This is a genomic window from Cellulomonas sp. NPDC057328, from assembly GCF_042667215.1.
Taxonomy (GTDB): Bacteria; Actinomycetota; Actinomycetes; order Actinomycetales; family Cellulomonadaceae; genus Cellulomonas.
In genome coordinates this window covers 13,332-39,493 of sequence record NZ_JBHUZW010000027.1, presented here as the reverse complement: position 1 = coordinate 39,493, position 26,162 = coordinate 13,332, and the positions used below count along the sequence as shown (strand labels likewise).

Below are 26,162 nucleotides of genomic sequence, written 5' to 3'. Positions count from 1 at the left end.
CACCCGCGTCCGGGCCCGGTCCGTCAGGACCGCGGCGCGGCCGGCACCCAGAGCACGCCGCGCTCCGCGAGGACGTCGCCCGTGACGGTCAGGACGTGCCCCTTCTCGCTGAGGTCGGCGACCGTGACGTCGTCCTCGGTGGGCGCGCCGAGCGGCACGAGCCGCCCGTCCTGCCACACGAACGGCTGCGCGACCTCGGCCCCGTCGGCCGTCGTCGCGCCCAGCTGGCCGGCGACCTGGCCGCGCTCGTTGACGTCGCTCGCCAGGCTCCAGCCCTCCCCGACCACGCCGAGCGGCACGGGCACGCCGTCCCGCCAGACGACGCCCGTGCCGCGCTGACCGGGCGCCGGCGCGCTGACGCCGACCACGAGGCCCGCGTCGTTGAGCGCGAGGGCGAGGGACGTCTCGTGCCCCGGAAGCACGCCCAGGCGCCGGATCGCGCCGTCCCGCCAGAGCGCCGCCTCGCGGAACCAGCCCGTCCGGCCCACGGACCCGGCGACGTGCCCGCGGTCGTTGAGGTCGACGCCGCGCAGCCGCGCGTCCGCGTCCCGCAGCTCCGTGAACCGGCCGCGCGACCAGACGTAGCCGAGGTCGGAGTCGTCGGTGTACTCGCTCGCCGCGAGCACCTCGCCGCGGTCGTTGAGGTCGAGGAGCGACGCGCTGGTGCGCGCGTCGGGGAACGGCGGCGGGGTCAGGTCGGTGCGGGTGCCCGCCGTCCAGACGAACGGGTTGTCCGACCACGTCGCCGGCTGCGCGACCGAGCCGCCGACCTGACCGCGCTCGTTCACCGCCAGCCCGTGGCCGTCCTCCGCGAGGACCGTCGTGGTGCCGCCCCGCCACAGGAACGCGTCGGACGCCTCCCCCGGCGCGGGCTGCACGTAGCCGGTCACGTGCCCCTTGGTCGAGATGTCGGTGGCAGTGCCGGACTGCGCGTCGGGCGTCAGGTCGGTCATGACGCCCCGGTCCCACAGGAAGGCGTGCCACCGGCCGTCGGCCGTCTCGGACGTGCCGACGACCTGGCCCCGGTCGTTGACGGCCGTGGGCGTCGTGCGGGCGCCGCCGAGCGTGCCGAGCTCGACCGGGGTCCAGCCGGCGGGCCCGCGCGGCTCGGCGTGGGCGGGCGTCGTCGACAGCGCGAGCGCCGCGGCGAGGACCCCCGCGCCGAGCGCGGGACGGAGTCGTGCGGTCATGTGGGAACCCCCCGTGGACGTCCGGCACCACGTCGGTCGCGGTGTCCGGTTCGTCCGTCTTATGGGTCCCGGCACGTCGCGGGCAAGGAGGCCACGGGGTGAATGCGGCGCCCCGGCGGTCAGGCGCCCTCGACCGGCAGCCAGAGCTCGACCGTGGCGGTGCTGAAGTCGTCGGCGCGGTCGAGCACCGCGACCACCTCCGGGCCGGGCCGCAGCCGCCACGGGTTCGACGGGAACCACTCGGTCGCCGTCGCGGCCCACACCGCCTGGAGGGCGTCCGGGTAGGCGCCCGCGGCGCGGAAGACGGCCCACGAGCCGGCGTCGACGGCGACGACGTCGAGGTCCTCGGGCACCTCGGCGTCGTCCGTGACCGCCACGCCGTGCAGGTAGGTGAGCTCGCTCCCCTCGCGGCGGTCCGGGTCGAGGTCGGTGCTGACGGCGAGCAGGCCGCGCGGCTCCGTGTCGCCGAGGGCGCGCAGCCGCACGTGCTCCTGCGGGTCGAGCGCCGCGACGTGCTGCTGGATCGCGGGGTTGACCCCGTGGTGGACGAGGGGGACGCGGGCGGCGCGGCCCACGAGGCGGAAGGCGGGCCGGGAGACGAGGCGGACGTCCATGGGTGATGCTCCTTCGACGGTCAGGCGGAACCTGAGGCGGGGCTGGGTGCGGAGGGGGCCGCCGTCACGCCGGGCCTGCCCCGGGCTGACGCCGTGCACCGCCCGGAACGCCCGCCCGAAGGCCTCGGCCGAGCCGTACCCGTGGCGCACCGCGACGCCGAGCAGGTCCCCGCCGGCGACGACGTCCGCCGCGGCGAGGGTCATGCGCCGACGGCGCACGTACTCCGACAGCGGCATGCCCGCCAGCGACGAGAACATCCGGCGCAGGTGGTGCTCGGTGGTGCCCGACCTCGCGGCGAGGCCGGCGACGTCGAGCTCCTGCGCGAGGTCCTCCTCGACGACGTCCACGATCCGGTTGAGCCAGGCGATCACGGTGCTCCCTCCTGCCGACCACCCTGGTCCCGCGGCACGCGCCGGCGCCCGACCGTTCCGGACCGGTCCGGTCAGGACGCCGGGACGACCGGCGCCTCGTCCGCCGCGCCGACGGGTGCCCCGTCCGCCGGGTCGTCGCGCAGCCCGGCGCGGACCGTCGCGTGCCGCAGCAGGAACGCCCGCTCGTCGAGACGCTTGCGCCGCAGCCACGCGGTGACCTCGGTGTTGCACTTGCTCGCGTTGCACGACGCGCACGCCGGCACCACGTTGTCGACGGTGTAGCGCCCGCCGCGCGAGATCGGGAGGACGCAGTCGCGCTGCAGGGCGCGGTCGGCGGCGCCGCAGTAGGCGCAGCCGCCCCAGGCGTCGACCAGCGCCGCCCACTCCCGGTCGGTCAGGTCGTTCTCGACCCGCCCCAGCCGCCGCGCACGCCGGCGTGCGGCGCGCTGACGACGGATCCCGGTGGCCACCGGACCAGCGTAGGAGGCGCCGCGGCGGCGGGGCCGGCGCCGCGCCCGTCGGCGTCCGCCGGTGCGGCTGCCGGTGCGGGTGGGCGCGACCGCTCAGCGCCCGACGTCGACGATCCCGTTCTGGTACGCCCACACGACGGCCTGCAGCCGCGAGCGCACGCCGAGCTTCGGCATGACCCGCGCCAGGTGCGACTTCACCGTCGACACCTCGAGGTACAGCTCGCGGGCGATGTCCTCGTTGGACATGCCCTGCGCGAGCAGCAGGACGATGTCGAGCTCGCGCGGGGTCAGCAGCTCGCTGGCGCGCGCGGCGGTGACGGGCAGCGTCCGGCGGCGCGTGACCACCTCCCGCAGGACGCGCCGGGTCAGGGCGTTCGCGAGCATGCCGTGCCCCGCGGCCACCGACCGCACCGCCTCGACGAGCGTGGCCGGCTCGGCGTCCTTGAGCAGGAACCCGGACGCGCCCGCCTCGAGCGCACCGAAGAGGTACTCGTCGACGTCGAAGGTCGTCAGCACGAGCACCGGGATCGGGTCGGCGACGTCCGGGCCGCAGAGCGCGCGGGTCGCGGTGATGCCGTCCGTGCCGGGCATGCGGATGTCCATGCAGACGACGTCGGGGCGCAGGGCGCGCGCGAGCTCGACGGCGGTGGTGCCGTCCGCGGCCTCGCCGACGACCTCGACGCCCGGCTCGGTCGCGAGCATGGTGGACAGGCCGGCGCGCACGAGCGGCTGGTCGTCCGCGACGAGGACGCGCACGGGGCGCGCGGCGGGGTCGGCGTCGCTCATCGGTGCTGCTCCTCGGTCGTCGTGGGTGTGGTGGGGACGGACAGCGTGACCTGCCAGCCGCCGTCGTCCGTCGGCCCGTACCGGAGGGTGGCGCCGGTCAGCTCGGCACGCTCGCGCATGCCGACGAGGCCGTAGCCGGGGTCGTGGTCGTGGTCGTGGTCGTGGTCGTGGTCGACGACGGTGCCGTCGGGTGCGGGCGCGTCGTTGCGGACGACGACCTCGAGCCGCCCCTGCGCACGCGCGTCCAGGCGGACCGTGCAGGGCGCGCCGGGCGCGTGCCGGGCGGCGTTGGCCAGCGCCTCCTGCACCACGCGGTACGCCGCGAGCTGCGCGAGGGGGCCGACCGCTCCCGACGCGGCGAGCTCCGCGACCGGCCCGGCGGTGTCGAGCGTGACGTCCAGCCCCGCCTCCCGCGCCCGCGCGGCGAGGTCCGCGACGCCGGCGAGCGTCTCCATCCGCACGGGGGCGGCCGGGTCGGACGGGGAGTCGACGTCGCGCAGCAGCACGACCAGGTGCCGCAGGTCGCGCAGCATCGCGGTGCTCTGCTCCCGCACCTGCGCGACGGCCCGCTTGGCGCCGTCCGGGTCGACGTCGATCTGCCGGCCGATCGCCGCCGTCATCACCGCGATGCCGGACAGGTGGTGCGCCGCGATGTCGTGCAGCTCGCGCGCCATCGCGGTGCGCTCCCGCTCGACGGCGACCTGCACGAGGGCGTCCCGGGCGCGCCCCTGCGCCTCGACCGTGCGGGCCAGGGCCGCCACGGCGTCCCGGCGGGACCCGACGGCGCTCCCGAGCGCGAGCGGCAGGCCCACGGCCCCGAGCGCCTGGAGCAGGCCGGCGACGGCGGCCGGCCACGCCGCGGTGCCGATCCGCGTCTCGGCGGCCGCGACGCCCACGGCGACCAGCGCGCCGGCCGCCAGCAGCGTGGGTGTGAGGCGGCGGGCGGGACGCGCGAGCACGGCCCGGTACGTCGCGACGAGCACCGCCATGAGCCCGGCCCCGACCGCCCCGCCGAGCACGAGCAGCGCGGGCAGCGCCGCCGCGGTGGCGACGACCGCGGCGCGCGGCCGCGCACGCCACACGGCGAGCGCTCCGGCCTGCAGCGCCAGCACCGCCACGGCCCACCACCACGCGGGGGTCCCGAACCCCGGCGCGCCGACCGCGGCCGTCGGGTCCGCGCCGCGGGCCAGCACGGACGCCGCGAGCAGCGCGACGGACAGCAGCCAGCACGCCGCCGGCACGACGTCCGTCGGCCGGCGGCGGTGCTGAGCGAGGCGCTCGATCACCGTGGTCACGATAGACGCGCCGCCTCGCGCGGGAGGGCGGTCGCGGCGCCGACGGACGACGGCTCGTGACCGTGCACGTCGGAGGTGCGCTCCGGCCGGTACCCGAGGTCGCCGCGGCTGCGGACGAGCACGACGACCGCACCGACGCCGGCCGCCAGCAGCAGCACGTTCTGGAACGTGTCGCGCCCCATGCCGGGGAAGGCGTCGGCCCACGCGACGGACGCGACGTTGTTGATGCTGACGTGCAGCAGCATCGACATCGGCAGGCTCTGCCCGGTGCGGTTGAACACCCACGTCATCACGACGCTGAAGACGACGCAGAACGCGACGAACGTCAGCGGCCGGAACCACGGCACCTCGGGGAAGCCGCCCCAGACCGTGAGGAACAGCGGCAGGTGCCAGACGCCCCACAGCACCCCGACGAGGACGGCCGCGCCGAGCGCGCCGATCCGGCGCTGCACGCGGGGCAGCGCGAAGTCCCGCCAGCCCGGCTCCTCGGCCAGACCCGTGGTGACCATCTGCATGAGGAGCCCGGGCACGAGCGCCGCGAGCACCGCCGTGGACGGCAGGTACGCCTCGCCGCCGGAGAACACCAGCCCGGACACCACCATCGCGAGGGGCACGCCGGCGAGGATGCCGACGTACCAGCGCCAGCTCACCCGCCACCGCCACAGGCGGCGCGCCCACGCGCGCAGCCCCGCGCGCCCGTCGGTCACCGCGGTGACGAAGAGGGCGGCGCCGATGGGGCCGAGGTACGCACCGGGGAGCATGCCGAGCATCTGCCCGCCCGGGTCGCCGGGGAAGCGGAAGTCCCACAGGCCGAGGCCGTGCAGCGACAGGATGTACGGGATCCACGCGAGCCAGCTCGCGGCGAGCGCGAGCACGAAGAACGACAGGATCGGACGGCGGCGGACGACGCCCAGCACGCCGCCGTTCCGCGGGGGTGCGGCTGCCTGAGCAGGGAGGACGCTCATCGGAGTTCCCTTTCGTCGGAGTCGGTGTGACGTGACTCGACGCTAGGAACCGGGGACCTCCCCCCGCGCCGTGCGGAGGGTGGGACGTGCGCGGTTGCATCGAAGGGTGGAGGTGCGCGCCGGGTGGGCGCGCCTCCGCCTCAGCCGCCGACCGCCGGCGGGTCGACCGGGGCGCCGTCGCCGTGCGGCGGCAGGTCGCCGCGCTCCACCGGGGGCCCGACCACGGGGACGTCGCCGAACAGGTGGTCGAGCTCGCCCGCGCGCGGTACCCGGACCGCGGCGGCGGCCGCGCGCAGCGTCGCGGGGTCGACGCCCTCGCCCTCGAGCACGACGTGCACGTCGTCGTGCAGGACGGAGCACCGCAGGACCTCGTCGGGCGAGCCGGTCAGCTCGTCGCACGGGACGGCGGTCGGGTCGGCGTACCGGTCCGCCCGGAGCAGCACCGTGCCGAGGGTGTCGCCGTCGGTGCGCGTGTACGCGGCCGCCATGCCGTCCCCGCCCGAGACCCCCACCGACTGCGTCGCGAGCGCGAACCCGTCGAGCTCGGTGACGCGCACCAGCTCGGGCGCGATCCCGGCCGGCTCGGCGCGGGCCGCGAGCGCGGCGCGGTCCGCGGGCTCCGTGGACGACGCCCCGGCCCCGAGGCCCGCGCACGCCGCCAGCACGAGCACCGGGGCGGCGGTGACGAGGACGAGGGCGGTCCGGGTGCGGCTCACAGGGGCAACCTACGCGCGCGCGACGCCCGTCTCCGGGCGTTCCGACCGGGGCAGCGCCCGCGACCGGCGTCTCCCGCCGCCGCACGCCCGCCGGTCCCTGCTCCCCGGAGCGGCCAGGCGGGCAGGTCGGCGGGGGTCACGACCGGCACGAGGTGCCCCGCCGTGACCCCCGCAACGGTGCTACGCCGAGCGACGTCGTCGCAGCACGACGAGACCCGCACCGAGGAGCAGCGCGGCGGCCGCACCACCGACGAGCCACGCGACGTCCGCGCCGGTGGCGGCGAGCGCACCCGAGCGACGGCCGTCGGCGCCCGTGCGGGCGTCGCGGACGGCGGCGGCCGGCGTGGTCGTCGTCGCGGGCGTGGCGGCGGGGGCCGGAGCCCCGGGCACGGCGCCCGGCGCCGGCGCGGCGGCCGCCGTCACCGTCAGGTCGGCCCACCCCAGGACGAACCCACCGGGCGTCGTGACGACGAGGCGGTACGCGCCCGCCGCCGTCCCGGCCGGGACGACGACCTGCAGCGTCCCGTCGGCCGCCGCGCGCCCGTACCCGAGCCCCTGGAGCGACGGGGCGAGCCAGACGTACCCCAGACCTCCGTCCCCGAGGCCGACGAGGGTGGCCTCGTCGCCCGCGACCACCGGGCCGGCCACCGACAGACCACCGCGGTTGGCGTCCGTCAGCGCCTCCGTCGGGGCCGGCGGCACCCCCGCGAACTCGTCCGAGAGCTCGAGCTCGACGGCGACGGCGGCACGAGGGCCCACCTCCACCGCGCGCGCCGTCCCGGCGCTCGTGCCGCCGAGCCACCAGTGGCCGTCGCCCGGCATCGCCGCACGGACCCGGTACACGCCGGCCGGCAGGACGGGCGTGGCGAAGTCGGCGGCGTCAGCGTTCTCGAGCGCCGGCACGGTGGCGACGACCGACCCGTCGGCGGCCAGCACCTCCACGGAGATGCCGGGGCCGTCCCAGCCGGGCGCGCCCACGACCTCGCCCGAGATCGTCCCGCCCAGCCGCAGCACGAGGTCGGCCACCGCCACGTCCTCCTGCGCGGCGACCGGCGTCCACACGGCGGCACCGGCCGTCAGCGCACCCCCGAGGAAGCTCTCGACCGTCCAGGCCGCATCCGCCGCGCCGCGCTGCGGCGCGACCTGCACGGTGTACGACGCCGCGTCCAGGCCGCCGAACGTGTACGTCCCGTCCGTTCCCGTCGTGGCGTACCCCGCCACCGCGGGCCGCGCCCGGTCCGCCCACGCCGCCACCCGGACGCCCGCCACGGGCTGCCCGGCCTCGTCCACCACGCGCCCCGTCAGGCGCGCCTCCGCGGCCAGCTCCACGTCGATCCCGGTGAGGGTGCGCGGCGTCGCGCCCTCGAGGGGGAGCGTGCCGACGCTGTCCCCGGTGCGGTTCCACCAGCCGGGCGCGAGGCCCGAGCCCTCCGGCGGCGTCACCTTGACCGCGTACGAGTCGGGGCGCAGCCACCGCGCGGTCCACGTGCCGTCGGCCGCCGTCGTGACGGTCGTCGCCGGGTTGCGGTCGGACGCCCGCCGGTAGAAGCCGACGGTCGCGCCGGCGACGGGCTCGCCGCCGGCGGTCACCGTCCCGCTCGTGGCGTTGTCGACGAAGGCCACGTCGAGACCGCCGCGGTCCTCGCCCGCGGCGAGCGGCGGGAGGAAGGTGAAGGCGTGCGTGCCGTACGGGCTGCCGTCCCAGTACAGCGAGGAGCGCACGCCGTCCGGGGCGGTCCGGACGAAGCGCACGACGTGCGGCCCTTCCTCGAGGCCCTCCGCGCGCCACGTGCCGTCCGTCGCCGTCTCGATGATCGGGTTGCCGCTGCTGAGGACGACGACGCGGACGCCCTCGACCGGCGCACCGCTGCCGTCGGTGACGCGACCGGACAGCGCTCCCGTGGGCGCGGGGTCGACGGCCTGGGTGAGCACGGCGGCCGGCGCCGCCGGCGCGGGCAGGGCGTGCGCGCCGGCTCCGGGCCACGTCAGCGCCGCCGCGAGGAGGGCCACGGCACCGGCGCGGGCGGCCCGGCGTCGAGGTCGGGGGAGCCCGGTCGGCCGGCCGGGCCGCGGGGAGGGCAGGAGGAGGGCGTCGTCGTCCACGGGATGGGCCTTCGCAGGTCGAGGGGGCGGCGGGCGCGACGGCAGCAAGGCACGCCGAGCGGTGAAACGGGGGAAACCGTACCGGTCCGGCCTCACCCGTACGGGTGGCCGTGGTCACGGTTCCATCACGGCCACGGACGAGCGGGCACGGGCAGTGCGCACGGGTCAGGACCGTCCCCGGTGCCGCCGCGTACGATCCTCCGGGCCCGCGATCGCGCCGGCCCTCCCCCACGCAGGACGGACGGCGCATGAGCGCGCACACCACCACGTCGGTCGCCCCCGCCGACGACTCCCTCGACCGCGCCCCCGCGAGCGGCGCGGCACCGGAGCTGCCGGGGGTGAGCCCCGCCGACTTCGCGACGTTCCTGCGGGTCGTCGACCAGGTGGCCGTCCTGCCGCAGGACCACCCGCAGCACGCGTCGGCCCGCCGCGCCGCGTCCGGGCTGTTCAAGGCGGCGAAGAAGCACCGCCGCGGCGAGAAGCGGCGCATCATCGCGGCGGCCGACGCCGCCGTCGTCGCCGCGACCGCGACGGGCAGCCCCGGGCGCATCGACGACGAGACGAACGGCCTGCCCCTGACGTCGGCGACGACGGGCGTGACCGCCGGCACGCTGCTGCGTGCGCGGCCCTGCTACGTCTGCAAGCAGGACTACACGGTCGTCGACGCGTTCTACCACCAGCTCTGCCCCCCGTGCGCGGCGCTGCACCACGCCAAGCGGGACGCCCGCACGGACCTGACCGGCCGGCGCGCGCTGCTCACGGGCGGCCGCGCGAAGATCGGCATGTACATCGCGCTGCGCCTGCTGCGCGACGGCGCGGACCTCACCATCACGACCCGGTTCCCGCGGGACGCGGTCCGCCGGTTCCGCGCGATGCCGGACGCCGAGGACTGGCTGCACCGGCTGCACGTGGTCGGCATCGACCTGCGCGACCCGTCCCAGGTGGTCGCGCTCGCGGACCACGTGGCGGCGCAGGGGCACCTCGACGTCCTGATCAACAACGCCGCGCAGACCGTGCGCCGCTCCCCCGGGGCGTACACCCGGATCGCCGACGCGGAGTCGGCGCCGCTGCCCGCCGACGCGGCGCGGATGATCACGACGTTCGGGCACACGAGCGACGCGCACCCGCGGGCGCTCGCCGGGTCGGTGAGCGAGCTGACCAGCCCGGCGCTCGCGATCGAGCGGGCGGCGCGCGCGGCCGCGGACGAGCTCGTCGCGCAGTCCCTGACGGCGGAGGCGGCGAGCCTCGAGCGGCTCGTCGCCGGGACGTCGATCGACGCGGGCGGACTGGTCCCGGACGTCGCCGAGACGAACAGCTGGGTCGCGACCGTGGAGCAGGTCGACCCGATGGAGCTGCTCGAGGTGCAGCTGTGCAACCAGACGGCGCCGTTCATCCTCGTCAGCCGCCTGCGCCCGGCGCTGGCCGCGTCGCCGGCGCGCCGCACGTACGTCGTCAACGTCTCCGCGATGGAGGGCGTGTTCGCGCGCGGCTACAAGGGCCCGGGGCACCCGCACACCAACATGAGCAAGGCCGCGCTCAACATGCTGACGCGCACGAGCGCGGCGGAGATGCTCACCGACGGCATCCTCATGACCGCCGTCGACACCGGCTGGATCACCGACGAGCGCCCGCACCCCACCAAGGTGCGCCTCGCCGAGGAGGGCTTCCACGCCCCGCTCGACCTGGTCGACGGCGCCGCGCGGGTGTACGACCCGATCGTGCGCGGCGAGGCCGGCGAGGACCTGTACGGCTGCTTCCTCAAGGACTACGTGCGCGCGGCCTGGTAGGCGGAGCGCCGTCAGCGGGCCAGCACGGCGGCGCACATCGCGTCACCGATCCAGGCGGCGTACTCGTCGTGCGACCAGCCGCGACCCGCGACCAGCAGGTGCCACACCTGGACGCTGTTGAGGGTCCAGATGCGGTCGCGCGCGGTTTCGGCGGTGAGGCCGGGCGCCAGCGCGCCGAGCTCCTCGACGCGCCGGGCGACCATGAGCGTCCCGATCGCGCGCTCGCCGTCGGTGACGCGCACGTGCTCGACGAGGTCGGCGTCGCCGGCGGCCGCCCCGTTCGCCAGCTGGAGCATGAGCGGGCCCACGCGCTCGAGCACCTGCCGACCGAGCTCCGCGTACGCGTGCAGGAACGCGGTGGCGTCCGTGAGGGCGTACAGGCGCCGGACCTCGGGACGCTCCGCCATCGGCACGGGTGCGTCGTCACCCGCGAGCGCGACGTCGTAGGCGGCCTTCAGCAGCTGCGGCTTGCCGCTGACGGTGTTGTAGACGGTCTGCGTCGACACCCCGGCGCGCGCGGCGACGGCGGCGACGCTCGTCGCGGCGTACCCCTGCTCGGCGAAGAGCTCGGCGGCCGCGGCGAGCACGGCCGCGCGGGTGGCGCGGGCCTGCTCGGCTCGTCGTGGGCTGGTGTACGGGCGTCTCGCGGTCATCGTCGGCTTTCTCTTGACTACAACTACAGTGAATGTAGTCTGGCTCCAACGATTATGGAGCAGGGGATGGCCACCATGACGCACCGCACGCTCGCCCCCACCCGGTCCGCCGCCCGCGCGCTGACGTGGCGCGACTGGACGCTCGGCGCCACCGCCGCCCTCACCGTGTACTCCGCGGGCGTCGCGTGGCAGGCCCAGGCCGTCTCCTACCCCCTGTTCGGCGAGGTCGGCGCCGCCGACTTCGCCGCCTACCACCTCGCATACGACGCGGCGATCCCGTGGGTCGTCATCGTGCCGGGGTTCGTCGGCTTCCTCGCGGCCGCGGCGCTGCCGTGGACGCGTCCGACGGACGTCCCGCGCCCGCTCGCCGCGGTCGTCGCCGCCGGCGGGCTCGTCTCGCTCGGCGTCACCATGCTCTGGGCGATCCCGATGCACGACCGCCTCGACGCGGCCGGGTTCTCCGCCGACGTGCTCGACAGCCTCCTGCGGGCGAACGCCGTGCGCACCGGCGCGCTCACGGTCGCGGCGGTCGCGCTCGTCGGGGCGCTGCTGCGCCGCCGGGCGGCCTGAGCCGCGCGGCGCGCAGCGTCGCGCCGGCCAGCAGCAGCCCCCACACCAGGAAGACCGGCTCCCAGAGGAGCAGCCGCCACGCGAGCACCCGGTCCCCGACCGGCTCGTCCGGCACGACGACACCCGCGGCCACCAGAGCCACCGACGTCACCTGCAGCGCGCCGTAGAGCACGAGCACCGCCGCCCCCGCCCCCCCGAGCGTCAGCAGCGGCCGGCGCGGGAGCCGCCGGCCCCACGGCTGCACGAGCGCGAGCGCCAGCACCCCGCCGAGCACCTTGAGCACCAGCGCGACCGCGTTCGCGGCGAGCAGCGCGGGGTCCCGGGCACGACCGAGCCGCTCGATCTCCCCGCCGAGCGTGTCGAGGCCGACCGTGCCGCCGAGCGCCCACACGAGGCTCACCGCCGCGAACGCGAGCGCGACCGCCACGGCACCCCACGCCACCCACGCGGGCGGCACCCACGGACCCCGCTCGCCGCCGGTCATCGACCCAGGGTAGGCAGGCGGCGGCGCGCGCCGGCGTTCAAGATGCTCAGCATGCTGAGCACTGGCACGCTGGAGACATGGAGACCATGACCGCGGCCGTCGGCCGCCCCGCCACGTCCCGCGACCGGGTCCGTCAGGTCACGGTCCTCGTCGGCGCCGCCGTCGCGATCGTCGGCGCCGCGATCGGCTCCGGCGCGTTCGGCGGCCAGCCGGTCGCCGAGGCCGCCGGCGGCGCGCTGTCGGCCACGGCCACGCCGCTCGCACCGGACGGCCCCGCGTTCTCCGTCTGGTCGGTCATCTACACCGGCCTCGCGGTGTTCGCCGTGGTCCAGGCGCTGCCGCGGCAGGCCACGGACCGTCGGCTGCGCGCCGTCGCGTGGTGGGTGCTCGCGTCGATGCTGCTCAACGCGCTGTGGATCGCGGTGGTGCAGGCCGACTCGGTCGGCGGCAGCGTGCTCGTCATCGTCGCCCTGCTGGCCGTGCTCGCGACGACGTACGTCAAGCTCGTCCGCCTCCCGCACACGGGCCGGGCCACGTCCGTCGTCACCGACGTGACCGTCGGGCTGTACACGGGCTGGGTCAGCGTCGCCACGCTCGCCAACACCGCGGCGTTCCTCGCCGCCGCCGAGGTCGGCGAGCTCGGGCTCGGCGCCACCGGGTGGTCCGTCGTCGTGCTCGCGGCCGCCGCCGTGCTGTCGGTCGCGTACGCCGTGTTCGGCCGCCGCCGACCGACCGTGGTGCTGCCGATCGGGTTCGCGATGGGGTGGGGCCTGCTGTGGATCGGCCTGGGCCGCTCGAACGGGCCGCTGCTCGACGGGACCGTCGCCACGGCGGCGTTCGTGGCCGCCGGCGTCGCGGTGCTCGCCCCCGTCGTCGCGACGGTCGCCGCGCGCCGGCGCTGACGCGGCCGCGCGGTCCGGCGCGTCAGGAGGCGGCCCCGGCCGCCGCCCCGCTGGCCACCACGGCGGCGACGACCGCGGCGTTCACGGCCTCGACCGCCTTGCGCGCCGCCTCGCCGCCGACGTCGCCCGCGGCGACGGCCTTCGCGCGGGCCTTGAGCTCGCGGTTCGGCACGCCGGTGCCCGGCAGGACCTTCGGCACCGCGTCGACGGCGGACAGCAGCGCGACCAGCGACGCCTCGCGCGAGGTCGGCGCGCGTCCCACGACCAGCACCTCGTGCAGCCCGCGGCGCACCGCGGCCTCGTGGGACGCGTCGACGGCGGGCCACGACGTCGTCGGGATGATGCCGAGCACGCGGCCGTGGTCGGCGCGGAGCACCCCGCGGGCGGCGAGCCGCTCGTAGAGGCGCTCGCGCAGGCCCGTGCGGATGCGGTCGAGCACCGCCGTCGGCGACGCGCTGCCGCGGGCCCCCGCGCGGCGCAGCGCCTCGTCGAGGACCTCCTCGCCGAGCGGCGTCGGGTCCACGACGTCGAGCGTCGTGCGACCGAACAGGCCCGGCGACCTGCGCGCCGCCAGCCGGCCCTCGGTCGCGAGCTCCGCGATGACGGCGCCCGCGACGGCGATGTCGCGCCGTGTGCCGTCCAGGACCGCCTTGCCGGTCACGTCGTCGGTCAGCAGCAGCAGGACGTCCTCGGCCACGATCATGGGCCCACCGTAGGAGCCGGCGGCACCTTCGGGGATCGGTCCGCAGGACGATCCTGACCCGCTGCCGCCGCGCCGCGCCCGCGACGGTCGCAGCGGTAGCAGGCAGCGGGCCGCGGGTAACTTCTGCGCCGGAGGGCCCGGCGAGAGGTCCCGGACGGAAGGACCGCGCGTGCCCCACTCCCCCGCCGGTGGCGGCGCGCTCGTCTTCCTGGTGCTCGACGCCGCATCGGGGGGCGAGGTCGCGGGCACCCTCGACGTGGCCAGCGGCCTGCTCACCCCCGCGCGTCGCACGTGGACCGTCCGCCCGGTCGTCGCGGAGCGGCGCGCCTACGTCAACCTCACGGTGCACCGCACGGGCGTCGACCTCTCGCTCGAGCGCCTCAACGGCTGGCGCCGGGCCGTCGTGCCGCTGATCCGCGTGCAGAAGGGCCACGACGCGAGCCAGTCGGCCGCGCTGTTCCGGGCCCTGGCCTCCGTGCTCGAGCGGCACGGCCCGCGCGATCCCGGGCGTGCGATCCCCCGGCTCGCGGCGCAGGGCCGCCACCTGGCCGAGGGCGGGGCGGTGCGGTCCTCGCCCCTGACCGCCCTCCCGCGCGGCGGCGCGCTCGGCTTCCTGGCGACCGACTGGTCCTGAGCGAGGAACCCGCTCCGCACCGCCGCGACGGCGAGTCCGTCGTCGTGGTCGTCGGCGGCGACCACGACGACGGACCCGCGGGCCGTCAGGGGGTGCTCACTCGGTCGGCGGCTCGTCCTCGCCGGACTCCTCGGCGGCGTCCGCCTCCTCCTTCGTGGCGTGCACGGCACCGTCGGCGTGCTCCGGCGGGCCGTAGACCGTGTAGAGGATCAGCGGGTTCTCGCCCGTGTTGACGAAGTTGTGCTTCTTGCCCGCCGGGACGACGACGAGGTCGCCCTGCGCGACGTTCTTCTCCCGCCCGGAGACGATCGCCTTCCCCGTCCCGGAGACGAACGTGAGAATCTGGTCGATGTCCTCGTGGACCTCCTCGCCGATCTCACCGCCCGGCGGGATGGTCATGACGACGAGCTGCGTGTGCTGCCCGGTCCACAGCACCCGGCGGAAGTCCGCGCTCTGCTCGGCGACGGTCGCGATCGTCCAGTGCTCCATGGGTGTGCTCACCTCTCGGTCGGGGTCGACGTCCTGGTCATCCTGCTGCGCACCGGCCGGATCCGCCTGCGGACGCCTCGCCGCACTCCACGGCTACCGGCAGCCGACCCGCTCGGTGTCGAACGTGATGTCGTCCATCCACACGTCGAACCGCTCCGGCGTCGTCCCGCCCTGGTAGAGCTGCCAGCCCACCTTGATCGTGTCCGCGACGGGCAGGACGAAGTCCGTGTCGGCCCCGCCGTGGTCCGTGCCGGTGACCGTCATGTCAGGCTGCGCGACGCCGTCGAACCACACCGACACGCGGTCGTCCGGGGCGGACCACTCGAACTCGACGCACTGCCACCGGTCCTCGACGGTCGGCGCGGACTCCTGCCAGCGCGTCCAGTCGCCGGTCGGTCCGCCGTCCGCGCCGACGCCCCAGAACGTCGCGTCCGGCCCGACGGTCGGCGCGAACTGCCCGCCGAGCGGCCGGACGATCTCCGTGCTGCCCGTGCCCGTCACCTCGACGAGGGTGAAGTGGGCCCAGTCCGGCGCGGTCGGGAAGTCGTCGACCCTCAGCCGCAACCGTCCCCAGAAGCTCTCGCCCGGCGCCGCGAAGTCGTGCACCTGCAGGAACGCCATGCCGTTGTCCTCGGTGTGCACGCGCAGCGCCTTGCCGGTGCGGCCGGCCCGCTCCACCTGCAGCGTGCCGTGCCGCGTGACGACGCCCCAGTCGAGGCTCGACGCGCCGCCCAGCGGCTGCCCCTCGAAGTCCTCGCAGAAGAGCGCGTCGACGCGGTCGCACGGGCCGCGCTGCCCGTGGTGGCCGGGCCCGCCCGGGTGACCGTGCCGGCCGCCGTCCGGGGACGCGGCCGTCGCCGCCGGCACCACGGCCAGCACCGACGCGGCCAGCAGGCCCACCGTGAGAGTCGTCCTGATCCTGTTCATGCGCTGCCCCCTGGAGACGTGACGAGTGCCGTGACGAGTGAGGCCTCGCAACCTACGCAGCGCCGCGGCCGCGGGGGGCGACCTGAAACGATTGGCGGCCGACGTGGCCGGCGGCGCCACCTCCGGCGACGGCCCGGACCGATGCGGCGACCGTAGACCCGGGCGCCGACACCCCGGCACCCCCGCCGACCGGCCGCGGTCGGGCGCCGGCGACGGCCGCGCGCCTCCCCCGACACCACGTCTCCCGACCGCCCCGGCCACCGACCCGGCCGTCGTGCAGCGCCCGGCCGGCGTCCTGCTGCACGACGGCCGGTTGACCGCCGAACGGAGTCACCGCCATCGCCACGTCGCCGGTGCGACCGCCACGTCGCCGGTCCGACGGCGAGGTCGCCGGTCCGACCGCCAGGTCGCCGGTCCGACGGCGAGGTCGCCGGTCGTACCCGGCGACGTCGGCGTCCGACCGGCGAGCTCGGCGCGCGAGCATCCCGGCCGGGTCGGCGGCGGCGCGCCGGCGGGCGTCGACCTGTCCACCGACGGCTCCACCGGGTGAGACGGATTGGTCCGATCGGGTGAACGTGCGGTCTCCTGTGGGACGCGACGACGGCCCCGCCCCGCGCGGGCGGCCCTCGGCCCGCGCGCCCGGCACCGGGCGCCGACCCTCGTCGCCTCCCTGACCGTCGGACGTGGAGAACACCGTGCCCGCACACCGCCTCGCCCCGCGCCCGGCCCGCCGGCCGGAGCGCACCCGTCGGCTCGCCGCCGTGGCGGCGGCGCTCACCGCCGTCGTCCTGGCGGGCACGCCCGCGGTCGCGGCCGTCCCGCACGGCACGTCGACGGCCGCCGCGACGGCCGCGCCGACCGCACCGACCCCCGCACCGACGGGCACCGCCGACCCGGCAGCCACCCCCGCGCCACCCGCGGCGCCGAACCCCGCGGCCACCCCCGCCGCGACCCCCGCACCCACGGCGTCGTCCCCGGCCGGCCCCGGTGCCCTGCCCGACCCCCTCGCCGACCGCTCCCTCGACGGCGCCGTCGACGGCACCACCGACGCCCCCGCCACCGACGCCACCACGGACGCGACCGCGTCCCGCCTCGTCGCGCGCGGCACCACGATGCTCGGCCAGTACGTGAGCCGCGGCGACCGGCCCAGCACGGAGGCGGCCACGCAGGTCGCGGAGGACCGGCTCGACCGCCGCCTCGACGCCCAGCGCGTCTACGTCCGCTGGGACGAGGAGCTGCGGGGGCCGGGGACGAGCGCCACGGTCGAGCGCGGGCGCGTCCCGATGCTGTCGGTGCTGCCCCGCCGCGGCGACGGGTCGGTGGTGCGCTGGTCGACCATTGCGAGCGGCGGCGTCGACGAGCGCATCCGCTCGCACGCGCGCCAGGTGAAGCAGCTGGGCCCCGCCGTCTACCTGACGCTGCACCACGAGCCCGACATCGCGGGCTCCGCGTGGGGCACGCCCGCCGAGTACGTCGCCGCGTGGCGCCACTACCTGGAGGTGTTCCGCGACGAGGGCGTCACCACCGTGCTGTGGACGTGGCTGCCGTCGGCGGGCGCCCTGACGAAGCCGAACAGCGACCCGACGGCCAAGGGCTTCTACCCGGGCGACGACGTGGTCGACCGCGTCGGGTCCGCGATCTACAACTGGTTCGGGTGCCGCGAGGGCAGCACGACGCAGTGGCGTCCGCTGGAGCGGGTCGCGTCGGGGCTGCGGACGTTCGCGGCGAACCACGGCAAGCCGGTGGTGCTCGCCGAGTGGGGCTCGGTCGAGGACCCGCAGCAGCCCGGACGCCGGGCGCAGTGGCTGCGCGACGCCTTCGCGTACTTCTCGACGTGGACCGACCTGGAGGTCGTCTCCTACTTCGACACCGCCGGCACGTGCGACTGGCGGCTCGGGTCCGGCGGCGCCGCCGACGCGTACCGCGAGCTCGCGGCGGCCCCCGAGCTGCGGCCGCGCCCGTCCGCGTGGCTGGAGGCGTCGCGCACGCAGGGCGCGGGCTCGCTCACGGTCGAGCTGTCGGGCGACCGCAGCGCCGGGGCCCGGTCCGCGACGGGACGCGGCGTGCAGTCGTGGTCGCTCGACCTCGGCGACGGCACGAGGCGGTCCGGCACCGGTCGTCCGCCTGCGTCGCTCACGCACACCTACGGCGTCGGCACGTTCACGCCCACCCTGCGCGTCACGGACTCGGGCGGGCGCACCGCGACCGACGTCCGCACGGTCGCCGTCGCGGCCGCCCCGGTCGTCACGGGCGTGCAGGAGCGGGACGTCACCACCACCGCCGCCGACCTGTACGCGTGGGTCGACACGCGCGGCGTCGCCGGGTCCGTGCGCTTCCAGTGGTTCGCGGGCTCGACCCGCGTGGGCAGCAGCACGCTCCAGGCCGTCGCGAAGGACGGGCCGCAGGAGATCCGCACGATCCGCCCGCGCGGCCTGCGGCCCGGCACGGCGTACCGGTGGACCGTCACCGTCACCACGAAGGCGGGCTCCGCGACGCGCGAGGACTCCTGGGTGGCGCCCGGCCCCCCGACGGTCCGCCCCGTCGGGCCGGCGTCGGTGTCCGCGACGTCGGCGGACCTCAAGCTGCGCGTCCACCCGAACGGGGTCGCGACGACCGCCTGGATCGAGTGGGGGCAGTCGAGCACGGGCCGCCGCACGCCGACGCTGTCGCTCGGCGGCGCCGGGTACGAGCGCGGCGAGGAGCAGACCGTGTCCGGCCTGTCGCGCCGCACGACGTACCGGTACCGCGTCGTCGCGGAGAACGCGCACGGCCGCACGGTGGGTCCCGTGCAGACGTTCACCACGGGCGGCTGACCGGGCGCCGCACCGCCCCTTGACGTCCGTCCCGCCCGGAGGACGATCGGCGGGATGGACGTCCTCACGTGGCTGCTCGACTCCGACCCGGCGCTGCGCTGGCAGGTGCTGCGGGACCTGACCGACGCCCCCGCCGACGAGGTCGCGCGCGAGCGCGCCTGCGTCGCGCACGAGGGCTGGGGCGCGCAGCTGCTCGCCGCTCAGGACCCCGACGGGCGCTGGAGCGGCGGCACGTTCTTCCCCGAGTGGGTCTCGACCGAGGCGACACTGCGATTGCTGCGCGACCTCGGCCTGGACCCGGCGAGCCCCGAGGCCCGGCGCGCCGTCGCGCCCGTGCACGAGGCGGCCCGGTGGGAGTACGACCCGAGCCTGCGGTTCTTCGAGGGCGAGGTGGAGCCGTGCATCAACGGCCGCACGGTCGCGATCGGCGCGTACTTCGGGCAGGACGTGCGCGGGGTCGTCGACCGGCTGCTCGGGGAGCAGATGGCGGACGGCGGGTGGAACTGCGAGCAGGAGGACGGGTCGACGCGGGGGTCGTTCGACACGACGGTCAACGTCCTCGAGGGCCTGTGGGAGCACGAGCGGTCGGTCGGGCCCGACGCCGCGGTGACCGACGCGCGCGTCCGCGGGGAGGAGTACCTGCTGGACCGCCACCTGTTCCGGCGGCGCTCCGACGGCGCGGTCGGCCAGGACCGCTGGCTGCGGCTCGCCTGGCCGAACGGCTGGCGGTACGACGTCGGCCGCGCGCTCGACCACCTGCGCCTGACCCGGCCCGCCCCGGACGAGCGCGTGCGGGAGGCGCTCGACGTCCTCGTCGCCCGGCGCGCGCCGGACGGCCGGTGGGCGCCCGACGTCGCCCACCACGACCGCCTCCTCGTCGACCTCGGCGAGCGCGTCGGCGCGCCGAGCCGGTGGCTGACGCTGCGTGCCCTGCGGGTGCTCCGCTGGGCGGGCGTGCCGGCCGGCGCGTCCGCGTGAGGCGCGCGCACCGGGACCGCGCCTCGCCGGGCCGCGCCGCGCGCCCCGACCTAGCGTGGTCGCCACCGGCAGCAGGAGGAGCCATGCACGCGTCCATCGCCGACCAGAGCGTCGCGGAGCTCGGCGGACGGCTGAGCGTCCTGTCCCGGCAGCGGGCGGACCACGTCCACCTCGACCGGCTGCTGCACGACCTCGACGGCGCGACCGGCGAGCGCCAGCAGCAGGTGCTGCTGCGCCTGTACCGGCTGGTGTTCCCCCACGCGTTCGCCGAGGAGTCGGTGCTGTGGCCGCTCATGCGGCGCGTCCTGCCCGACGGCGAGGCGCTCACGCTCGAGGTCGAGCGCGAGCACCAGGAGGTCAACGAGATCGTCACGCGCCTGGAGCGGACGCCCCCGGACGACCCCGCGCGCGGCCCGCTGCTCGACCGGCTCGCCGCCGTGCTGCGCGAGGACGTCCGCGACGAGGAGGACGAGCTGTTCCCGCGGCTGCAGGCCGTCACCGACCGCAGGCAGCTGGTGCGGCTCGGCCTGCTGTGGGAGGTGGTGCGGCGGGTCGCGCCGACCCGCGCGCACCCGGTCGTCGCGCGCCGCCCGCCGGGCAACGTGATCTCGGCGCTGCCCCTGTCGGTCGTCGACCGGCTGCGGGACGTCGCCGACGCGGTCGTGCCGCACGCGCCGCAGCGCGTACGGCCGGCGCTGCGGGCGACGAGCCGGGGCCTGGGGTCGGTCGGGCACGTGATCGAGCGCGTCCCGCTGCTGCGGATCGGCGAGGACCCGTCGACGCGCGTGGCGGCGTCGGCGGCCTGACGCCGCCGCCGGCACCCGGCCTCGACGCCGCCGCCGGCACCCGGCCCTGCCGGCCCGGCACCCGGTCAGGCGTCCCGCGACCCCGCGTGCCGCCGCCGCAGCCGGCGCTGCTGCCCGACGACGTACTCGCGCGCCCGCCGCTGCCCGCCGCGCTCCGCGATGGCCCGCGCGAGGGCGTCCAGGGACCGCTCGACCGCGCCGACGTCGGGCGACCAGCCGCGCCGCTCGCACTCCTCGAGCCACTCGACGACCGCGCGGTGCCCCCGCTGCCCGTTGCACCGCCGGCACGCGGGCACCTCGTTCTCCAGCCACGACGGCCCGCCCTTGGCGCGCGGGACGAGGTGCTCGCGCGTCGGCGGGACGAGGCCGCCGAGGGCGCGCCCGCACCACACGCAGCGCGCGCCGTCCCGCTCGACGGCGAGCCGCAGCCGCTCGGCGCGGTGCGCCTGGCGCGGCTCGCCCGGGGTCATCCGTCGACGCTACGTCGCCGGCCGGGCACCGGCACCGCGGCGGCTCACGCGTGCGCGTCGACCGGTGCGGGGACGGCGGCCGGCCGGTCCTGCGCGGTCCGGCGCCCCGCGCGCAGCAGGTGCACGGCGAGGCTCAGCTCCCACACGAGCACCGGGACGGCCGCGAGGAAGCCGGGCACCGACGCGTGGGGGTACGCGCCGACGAAGATCAGGGTGGACGAGGCCAGCACGAGCGGCCCCCCGACGAGGCCGGTCGCGGAGATCCACCGCGGTGCGAGACCCGCACGGCGGACCGCCCAGGCCAGCAGGGCGGTGTTGACGCCGATCGCGAGGCCCGGACCGGCGAGGAACGTCCAGTCGTGCAGCGCGACGAGGGCGCGCGCGACCGCGCCGGCACCGGCGGGGTCGAGGCCCGCGGCGATCTCCTGGCGCAGGGTGACGAGGGCGAGCGTCGCCACCATCCCGACGGCGATCATCGCGGCCTCGAGCACGCGTCCGGCGAGGTACCCGGCCGCGGCGGCGGGCGTGGCGCGACGCAGCAGCGGGTACAGCGCGACGCCGGTGCCGACGACGGCCGCGGCGGTGACCGCCTCGAGGAGGCCGCCGATCAGGATCTGCCCGTCGGCGCCGGCACCGAGGACGTAGTCCGGGTCGGAGAGCGCCGGCTGGTACAGCGCCAGCGCGGGGATGGACGCGGCGGCGGCGACGAGGAAGAGGACGCCTGCGGAGACGGCGTGCGGCCGGTTCGAGGACATGGGTGCTCCCGGGATCGGGGGTGTACGGCGTACACCTCGTGTCGAGGAGGCTAGGTGTACGGTGTACACCCGTCAAGATGTCGGGTGGCCGGAGCGCGGAGGTGACCCGGATGGCCCAGCAGGACGGGCGCGCCGTACGCGCACCCCTCAGCCGCGAGCGCGTGCTGCGCACCGCCGTCGAGCTCGCCGACGAGCAGGGCCTCGACGCCGTGAGCATGCGCCGGCTGGCCGAGCGGCTCGGCGTCGTGCCGATGGCGCTCTACAAGCACGTCGCCAACAAGGACCAGCTGCTCGACGGGATGGTCGACCTCGTCGTCGCCGGCATCGCGCCACCCCCCGCGGACGCCGGGTGGAAGGACGCGCTGCGCGCGCGCGTGCTCGCGGCCCGCGAGGCGATGCTGCGGCACCCGTGGGCCCGGCGCGTGCTGGAGGCGCAGGCCGCGCCCACGCCCGTCCTCCTCGCGTACACCGACGCGACGATCGCCGTGCTGCTGCGCGGCGGGCTGTCCGTCGACCTCGTGCACCACGCGATGCACGCGCTCGGCAGCCGCGCGTTCGGCTTCACGCAGGAGCTGCACCAGCCGGGGCCCGGCCCCGCGCCCGCGCCGAGCTCGGCGGTCGCGGCGCAGCTCGCGGCCGCGTTCCCGCACGTGGTCGCCGTCGCGACGAGCCGGCCGCACGACGCCGGGTCGGTCGTCGGCGCGGGGTGCGACGACCGGTTCGAGTTCGAGTTCGGGCTCGACCTGCTGCTCGACGGGGTCGAGCGGCTGCACGCGGCGGGCTGGAGCTCGTCCGCGGACGCGGGCTGACGAGGCCGCGGGGACCGCGCGGGCACCGATAGTTTCGACTCGAATGGAGTCACAAGGTGTGGTCACGCTCCCGCGGCGGTCGGTATGACCCATCACGGTGACTTAAACCTTTCGTCACCGTAACGAGGTGTTCACACACCCTCACCCGGGTCTGCACACTCACTGCGATATCGATTTCGACGGCGGCTCGGGCCCCGCCGGGATCGTGTCGGCGCCGCCCGCCTCGCCCCCCGCGAGCCGGCGGCCGCGGCAGCCGTACGTCCCTCCGTCGGCACGAAGGAGTGCACGATGACCGACACTTTCGCCCGCCCTCGCACCCGGCGACGCCGGCCCGGCCCGGTGCGCGCCGTGCTCGGCACCGCCGCCGCGGCCGCGGTGCTCGCCGGCGGGCTCGCCGCGGCCCCCGCCGCGACCGCCATCACCGGGTCCAGCTGCTCCGCCGGCTACGTCGGCCTCACGTTCGACGACGGCCCCACCTCCGGGACGACGAACCAGATCATCAGCACCCTGCGCCAGTACGGCGCCACGGCGACCGTCTTCCCCACCGGGCAGAACGCGCAGAACAACGCCTCGCTCATGCAGGCGTACAAGAATGCCGGCCTGCAGATCGGCAACCACAGCTGGGACCACCCGCACCTCGTCCAGCAGTCGCAGTCGCAGGTGCAGTCGCAGCTCTCCCGCACGCAGCAGGCCATCCAGCAGACCGCCGGCGTCACGCCGACCGTCTTCCGGCCGCCGTACGGCGAGATCAACGGCACCGTCAGCTCCGTCGCGTCGTCCCTCGGCCTGCGCGTCGTCACCTGGGACGTCGACTCCAACGACTGGAACAACGCGAGCGCCGCGTCGATCCGCCAGGCCGCCACGCGCCTGACCAACGGCCAGACGATCCTCATGCACGACTGGCCGTCCGCGACGGTCCAGGCGCTGCCCGGCATCCTGCAGGACCTGCGCTCGCGCAACCTCTGCACCGGGCACATCTCGTCGAGCACCGGCCGCGTCGTCGCCCCCGCCGGCGGCGGCACCACCACACCGCCGCCGACGACCCCGACGACGCCCCCGCCCACCGGCGGCGGCAGCGGCAGCTGCACCGCGACGGCCACCAAGACGCAGGAGTGGGGCGACCGCTTCAACGTCACCTACAACGTGTCGGCGCCGGGCAGCTGGAGCGTCACGGTCTACCCGAACAGCGGCCAGTCGATCCAGAGCGCGTGGGGCGCCACCCGCAACGGCACCACCTTCACGGGCAGCGGCAGCTCCTCGTTCGGCGTCACCTACTACAAGGGCAGCCAGAACCTGAGCTGGACCCCCACGGGCATCTGCTCGCCGCGCTGACCCACCCGCCGGCCGACGCCCCCGCAGACCGGGCGCCGGGACGGGGCGCGCACGGCCGCCCCCGTCCCGGCTCCCCTTCCACCGGTTCCCCTCCACCGGTGAACCGACATGCAGATCCGCACCACCTACGCACTAAGGAGTGCACACGCATGAGCACGACACTCACCGCGCCCCGGGCGCGCACCCGACGGCCCCTGCGGGCCGTCCTCGCCGGCGCGGCGGCCACCGCCCTCGTGGCCGCGGGCCTCGCCGCCTCGGCCACCCCGGCCGCCGCCCAGACCCTCACCAACAACGGGGAGGGCACCCACAACGGGTTCTTCTACTCGTTCTGGCGGGACTCCGGGAACGTCTCGATGACGCTGGGCAACGCCGGGCAGTACAGCTCGCAGTGGTCCAACATCAACAACTGGGTCGGTGGCAAGGGCTGGAACCCCGGTGGCCGCAAGACCGTGTCCTACTCCGGCACGTTCAACCCCGGTGGCAACTCCTACCTGACCCTCTACGGGTGGACCCGCGGCCCGCTCGTCGAGTACTACATCGTCGAGAACTGGGGCACGTACCGCCCGACCGGCACGCACATGGGCACGGTCACCTCGGACGGCGGCACGTACGACATCTACCGCACGCAGCGCGTCAACCAGCCGTCGATCGACGGGACGGCGACCTTCTACCAGTACTGGTCGGTGCGTCAGCAGAAGCGCACGGGCGGCACCATCACCACCGGCAACCACTTCGACGCGTGGGCCCGGGCCGGCATGAACCTCGGCAACCACTACTACATGGTCATGGCGACCGAGGGGTACCAGTCCGCCGGCTCCTCCAACATCACCGTGTGGGAGGGCACCTCCAACGGCGGCGGCGGCAACACCGGCGGTGGCGGCAACACGGGTGGTGGCGGCAACACGGGTGGCGGCGGCAGCTGCACCGCGACGGCCACCAAGACGCAGGAGTGGGGCGACCGCTTCAACGTCACCTACAACGTGTCGGCCCCGGGCAACTGGGCCGTGACCGTGTACCCGAACCAGGGTCAGTCGATCCAGAGCTCCTGGGGTGCCAGCCGCAACGGCAACACCTTCACGGGCAGCGGGAACTCCTCGTTCGGCGTCACCTACTACAAGGGCAGCCAGAACCTGAACTGGACCCCGACGGGCATCTGCTCGCCGCGCTGACGCCCTCACACGGGCCACCGGTCGCCCCCCTCACCTCGCACCGGCAGCCCGCCCCTCCCGACCGCCCGGTCCGCACCTCCTCGCGGACCGGGCGGTCGCACGTCCGGCCGGGCACCACACGTCGCCCCACCCGCCGACCGCTCCAGCGACCGCCCCCGTCCGCCCGCCTCACCACGCGCCCCCGTCACCACCCGCCGACCTCGTCAGATGTACGCCGACCTCGTCAGGGCTGTGTGACGAGGTCGGTGCAGAGGTGACGAGCTCGCGGCGGGTTGCAGTGGCTCGCCCCGCGTCGTCCACAGGGGCCCGCGGGGAAGGGGGCCGGTGCGGGAGCCTCAGCGCATGCCTCGCCGTCCCGGACCGCCGTCATCCGTGCAGCTCGACCCGACCGCGCCGCCCGCCGTCCACCTCGCCGGGCAGCATCCTCGGACCGACGTCGAGCGGCGCGTGCGGGACGGCACGTGGGTGCGCGTACGCCACGGCGCCTACGTCGACGCGGCGTGGCTCTCCGACGTCCCCGGCGCCGACCGCCGTATGGCCCTCGCCCGGCTGGAGGCTCTGCGCCGCACCTCGCCGCGGCCCCCTTTGCTGCTGCGCGAGTCAGCCGCGCTCGTCTGGGGCCTGCCCCTCGTCGCCGTGCCGGAGGTCACCCACACGGTCAGCGCGAGCAACCCCACGTCGCACGGTGCTCGCGACGTCGTACGGCACGTCGTCGACGTGCCGGCGACGCACACGACGATGCACCGGGGCCACCGCGTCACCACGTTGGAACGGACGGCCGTCGACTGCGCCACCGCGCTGCACCCGTACGCGGCGCTGGTGGTGGCGGACGCGGCCCTCCACGTCGGCGCCGACCGCGACGTGATGCTGGCGCTGCTCGAGGCTGCCCGTGGCCGTCGCGGCGTCCGGCGGGCGCGTGCCGTGCTCGAGGTGGCCGACGGCGGCGCCGAGTCGCCCGGGGAGACGTGGACGCGCTGGACGGTCCTCCGCCTCGGCCATCCCGTGCCCGAGACGCAGGTCCCCGTCGACACGGGCGACGGCCGGTACTGGGCCGACCTCGGGTACCCCGCGTGGCGCGTGCTGCTCGAGTACGACGGCGCCGAGAAGTACGGCGCCGACGGCCGGGACGCGGTCGCCGCACTGCGTCGGGAACGACGGCGCCAGCTCGCCGTCGAGGACGCCGGATGGCGGGTCGTGCGCGTCACGGCCCACGACCGCCGGCACGTCGGCGCGTTCGAGGCCCGCCTACGCGCCGCCCTCCCGGACGCCCCACGAACAGCCCGCCCCCACCTCCACCCACCTCCGGCCTGAGCCACGGGTCACGGCAGAGCCCGGCGGCGACCTCGTCACCTCTGCTCCGACCTCGTCGG

At 76.5% G+C, this 26,162-nt stretch carries 26 protein-coding genes; 11 read left to right on the top strand and 15 right to left on the bottom strand.

The genetic code is table 11. The annotated features are described in order from the left end of the window. Positions 1–23: 23 nt before the first annotated feature. The 8 genes from ACFUMH_RS07420 to ACFUMH_RS07385 form a co-directional block, all read right to left on the bottom strand. Positions 24–1,190 (bottom strand): hypothetical protein, encoded by a 1,167-nt coding sequence (locus tag ACFUMH_RS07420; RefSeq protein ID WP_378202738.1) that lies wholly within the window; start codon positions 1,188–1,190, stop codon positions 24–26. A 119-nt stretch (positions 1,191–1,309) separates the two neighbouring features. After that, positions 1,310–2,176 (bottom strand): GyrI-like domain-containing protein, encoded by an 867-nt coding sequence (locus tag ACFUMH_RS07415; protein WP_378202734.1) that lies wholly within the window; start codon positions 2,174–2,176, stop codon positions 1,310–1,312. Positions 2,177–2,247: 71 nt separating this feature from the next. Then, on the bottom strand, positions 2,248–2,646 hold the full coding sequence (locus ACFUMH_RS07410; protein WP_378202731.1) for an HNH endonuclease: 399 nt from the start codon (positions 2,644–2,646) through the stop codon (positions 2,248–2,250). Positions 2,647–2,739: 93 nt separating this feature from the next. Then, complete coding sequence (locus ACFUMH_RS07405) at positions 2,740–3,432, bottom strand: response regulator (RefSeq protein ID WP_378202728.1); 693 nt, start codon at positions 3,430–3,432, stop codon at positions 2,740–2,742. After that, entirely contained in the window at positions 3,429–4,718 is a 1,290-nt protein-coding gene (locus ACFUMH_RS07400; protein ID WP_378202725.1) for a sensor histidine kinase, read from the bottom strand. The genes ACFUMH_RS07405 and ACFUMH_RS07400 overlap by 4 nt, the downstream gene beginning before the upstream one ends. A gap of 5 nt (positions 4,719–4,723) precedes the next feature. Further along, positions 4,724–5,692, bottom strand: a complete 969-nt coding sequence (locus tag ACFUMH_RS07395) for a CPBP family intramembrane glutamic endopeptidase (protein WP_378202722.1) — start codon at positions 5,690–5,692, stop codon at positions 4,724–4,726. A 140-nt stretch (positions 5,693–5,832) separates the two neighbouring features. After that, on the bottom strand, positions 5,833–6,408 hold the full coding sequence (locus ACFUMH_RS07390) for a hypothetical protein (protein ID WP_378202719.1): 576 nt from the start codon (positions 6,406–6,408) through the stop codon (positions 5,833–5,835). Between the two features lie 180 nt (positions 6,409–6,588). Next, entirely contained in the window at positions 6,589–8,511 is a 1,923-nt protein-coding gene (locus ACFUMH_RS07385; RefSeq protein ID WP_378202716.1) for a collagen binding domain-containing protein, read from the bottom strand. A gap of 248 nt (positions 8,512–8,759) precedes the next feature. On the opposite strand from ACFUMH_RS07385, the gene ACFUMH_RS07380 reads away from it, so the two are divergent. Continuing rightward, positions 8,760–10,298, top strand: coding sequence for an SDR family NAD(P)-dependent oxidoreductase (locus ACFUMH_RS07380; protein ID WP_378202713.1), 1,539 nt, complete (start codon positions 8,760–8,762; stop codon positions 10,296–10,298). An 11-nt stretch (positions 10,299–10,309) separates the two neighbouring features. Here the strand turns inward: ACFUMH_RS07380 and ACFUMH_RS07375 are convergent, their stop codons facing one another. Then, positions 10,310–10,951 (bottom strand): TetR family transcriptional regulator, encoded by a 642-nt coding sequence (locus ACFUMH_RS07375; protein WP_378202710.1) that lies wholly within the window; start codon positions 10,949–10,951, stop codon positions 10,310–10,312. 66 nt (positions 10,952–11,017) lie between these two features. Between ACFUMH_RS07375 and ACFUMH_RS07370 the strand changes: the two genes are divergently transcribed. Then, positions 11,018–11,521 (top strand): hypothetical protein, encoded by a 504-nt coding sequence (locus ACFUMH_RS07370; RefSeq protein ID WP_378202707.1) that lies wholly within the window; start codon positions 11,018–11,020, stop codon positions 11,519–11,521. Here the strand turns inward: ACFUMH_RS07370 and ACFUMH_RS07365 are convergent. Then, the gene (locus ACFUMH_RS07365; RefSeq protein ID WP_378202704.1) at positions 11,466–12,005 is read right to left on the bottom strand and encodes a DUF3995 domain-containing protein; all 540 of its coding nucleotides are present in this window, start codon (positions 12,003–12,005) and stop codon (positions 11,466–11,468) included. The two genes, ACFUMH_RS07370 and ACFUMH_RS07365, sit on opposite strands and share 56 nt — an antisense overlap. 77 nt (positions 12,006–12,082) lie before the next feature. Between ACFUMH_RS07365 and ACFUMH_RS07360 the strand changes: the two genes are divergently transcribed. Then, entirely contained in the window at positions 12,083–12,907 is an 825-nt protein-coding gene (locus tag ACFUMH_RS07360; RefSeq protein ID WP_378202702.1) for a TspO/MBR family protein, read from the top strand. Between the two features lie 22 nt (positions 12,908–12,929). Here ACFUMH_RS07360 and ACFUMH_RS07355 read toward each other — a convergent pair whose 3' ends face one another. Further along, positions 12,930–13,610, bottom strand: coding sequence for a GPP34 family phosphoprotein (locus tag ACFUMH_RS07355; protein WP_378202698.1), 681 nt, complete (start codon positions 13,608–13,610; stop codon positions 12,930–12,932). 169 nt (positions 13,611–13,779) lie between these two features. Between ACFUMH_RS07355 and ACFUMH_RS07350 the strand changes: the two genes are divergently transcribed. Continuing rightward, positions 13,780–14,244, top strand: coding sequence for a hypothetical protein (locus ACFUMH_RS07350; protein WP_378202691.1), 465 nt, complete (start codon positions 13,780–13,782; stop codon positions 14,242–14,244). A 96-nt stretch (positions 14,245–14,340) separates the two neighbouring features. On the opposite strand, the gene ACFUMH_RS07345 is transcribed toward ACFUMH_RS07350, so the two are convergent. Continuing rightward, positions 14,341–14,733, bottom strand: a complete 393-nt coding sequence (locus ACFUMH_RS07345; protein ID WP_378202688.1) for a cupin domain-containing protein — start codon at positions 14,731–14,733, stop codon at positions 14,341–14,343. Between the two features lie 93 nt (positions 14,734–14,826). Beyond that, complete coding sequence (locus ACFUMH_RS07340; protein ID WP_378202685.1) at positions 14,827–15,660, bottom strand: hypothetical protein; 834 nt, start codon at positions 15,658–15,660, stop codon at positions 14,827–14,829. 695 nt (positions 15,661–16,355) lie between these two features. On the opposite strand from ACFUMH_RS07340, the gene ACFUMH_RS07335 reads away from it, so the two are divergent. The 3 genes from ACFUMH_RS07335 (at position 16,356) to ACFUMH_RS07325 (ending at position 20,257) form a co-directional block, all read left to right on the top strand. Then, complete coding sequence (locus ACFUMH_RS07335) at positions 16,356–18,473, top strand: hypothetical protein (protein WP_378202682.1); 2,118 nt, start codon at positions 16,356–16,358, stop codon at positions 18,471–18,473. Between the two features lie 54 nt (positions 18,474–18,527). Further along, a complete protein-coding gene (locus ACFUMH_RS07330) occupies positions 18,528–19,451 on the top strand; it encodes a hypothetical protein (RefSeq protein WP_378202679.1) in 924 nt (307 codons plus the stop codon). 83 nt (positions 19,452–19,534) lie between these two features. Then, positions 19,535–20,257, top strand: a complete 723-nt coding sequence (locus tag ACFUMH_RS07325; protein ID WP_378202676.1) for a hemerythrin domain-containing protein — start codon at positions 19,535–19,537, stop codon at positions 20,255–20,257. 65 nt (positions 20,258–20,322) lie between these two features. Here ACFUMH_RS07325 and ACFUMH_RS07320 read toward each other — a convergent pair whose 3' ends face one another. Together ACFUMH_RS07320 and ACFUMH_RS07315 are read right to left on the bottom strand one after the other, a co-directional pair. Further along, on the bottom strand, positions 20,323–20,727 hold the full coding sequence (locus tag ACFUMH_RS07320; RefSeq protein WP_378202673.1) for an HNH endonuclease: 405 nt from the start codon (positions 20,725–20,727) through the stop codon (positions 20,323–20,325). Positions 20,728–20,771: 44 nt separating this feature from the next. Further along, positions 20,772–21,482 (bottom strand): DUF4386 domain-containing protein, encoded by a 711-nt coding sequence (locus ACFUMH_RS07315; protein ID WP_378202670.1) that lies wholly within the window; start codon positions 21,480–21,482, stop codon positions 20,772–20,774. A gap of 110 nt (positions 21,483–21,592) precedes the next feature. Here ACFUMH_RS07315 and ACFUMH_RS07310 point away from each other — a divergent pair, with 110 nt between their 5' ends. The 4 genes from ACFUMH_RS07310 (at position 21,593) to ACFUMH_RS07295 (ending at position 26,103) form a co-directional block, all read left to right on the top strand. Continuing rightward, on the top strand, positions 21,593–22,291 hold the full coding sequence (locus ACFUMH_RS07310) for a TetR/AcrR family transcriptional regulator (RefSeq protein WP_378202667.1): 699 nt from the start codon (positions 21,593–21,595) through the stop codon (positions 22,289–22,291). A 288-nt stretch (positions 22,292–22,579) separates the two neighbouring features. Then, entirely contained in the window at positions 22,580–23,623 is a 1,044-nt protein-coding gene (locus ACFUMH_RS07305; protein ID WP_378202664.1) for a polysaccharide deacetylase family protein, read from the top strand. Between the two features lie 149 nt (positions 23,624–23,772). Next, positions 23,773–24,792: a glycoside hydrolase family 11 protein gene (locus ACFUMH_RS07300; RefSeq protein ID WP_378202661.1), complete on the top strand. Its 1,020-nt coding sequence runs from the start codon at positions 23,773–23,775 to the stop codon at positions 24,790–24,792. A gap of 342 nt (positions 24,793–25,134) precedes the next feature. Next, entirely contained in the window at positions 25,135–26,103 is a 969-nt protein-coding gene (locus ACFUMH_RS07295) for a hypothetical protein (RefSeq protein WP_378202654.1), read from the top strand. Positions 26,104–26,162: the final 59 nt, after the last annotated feature.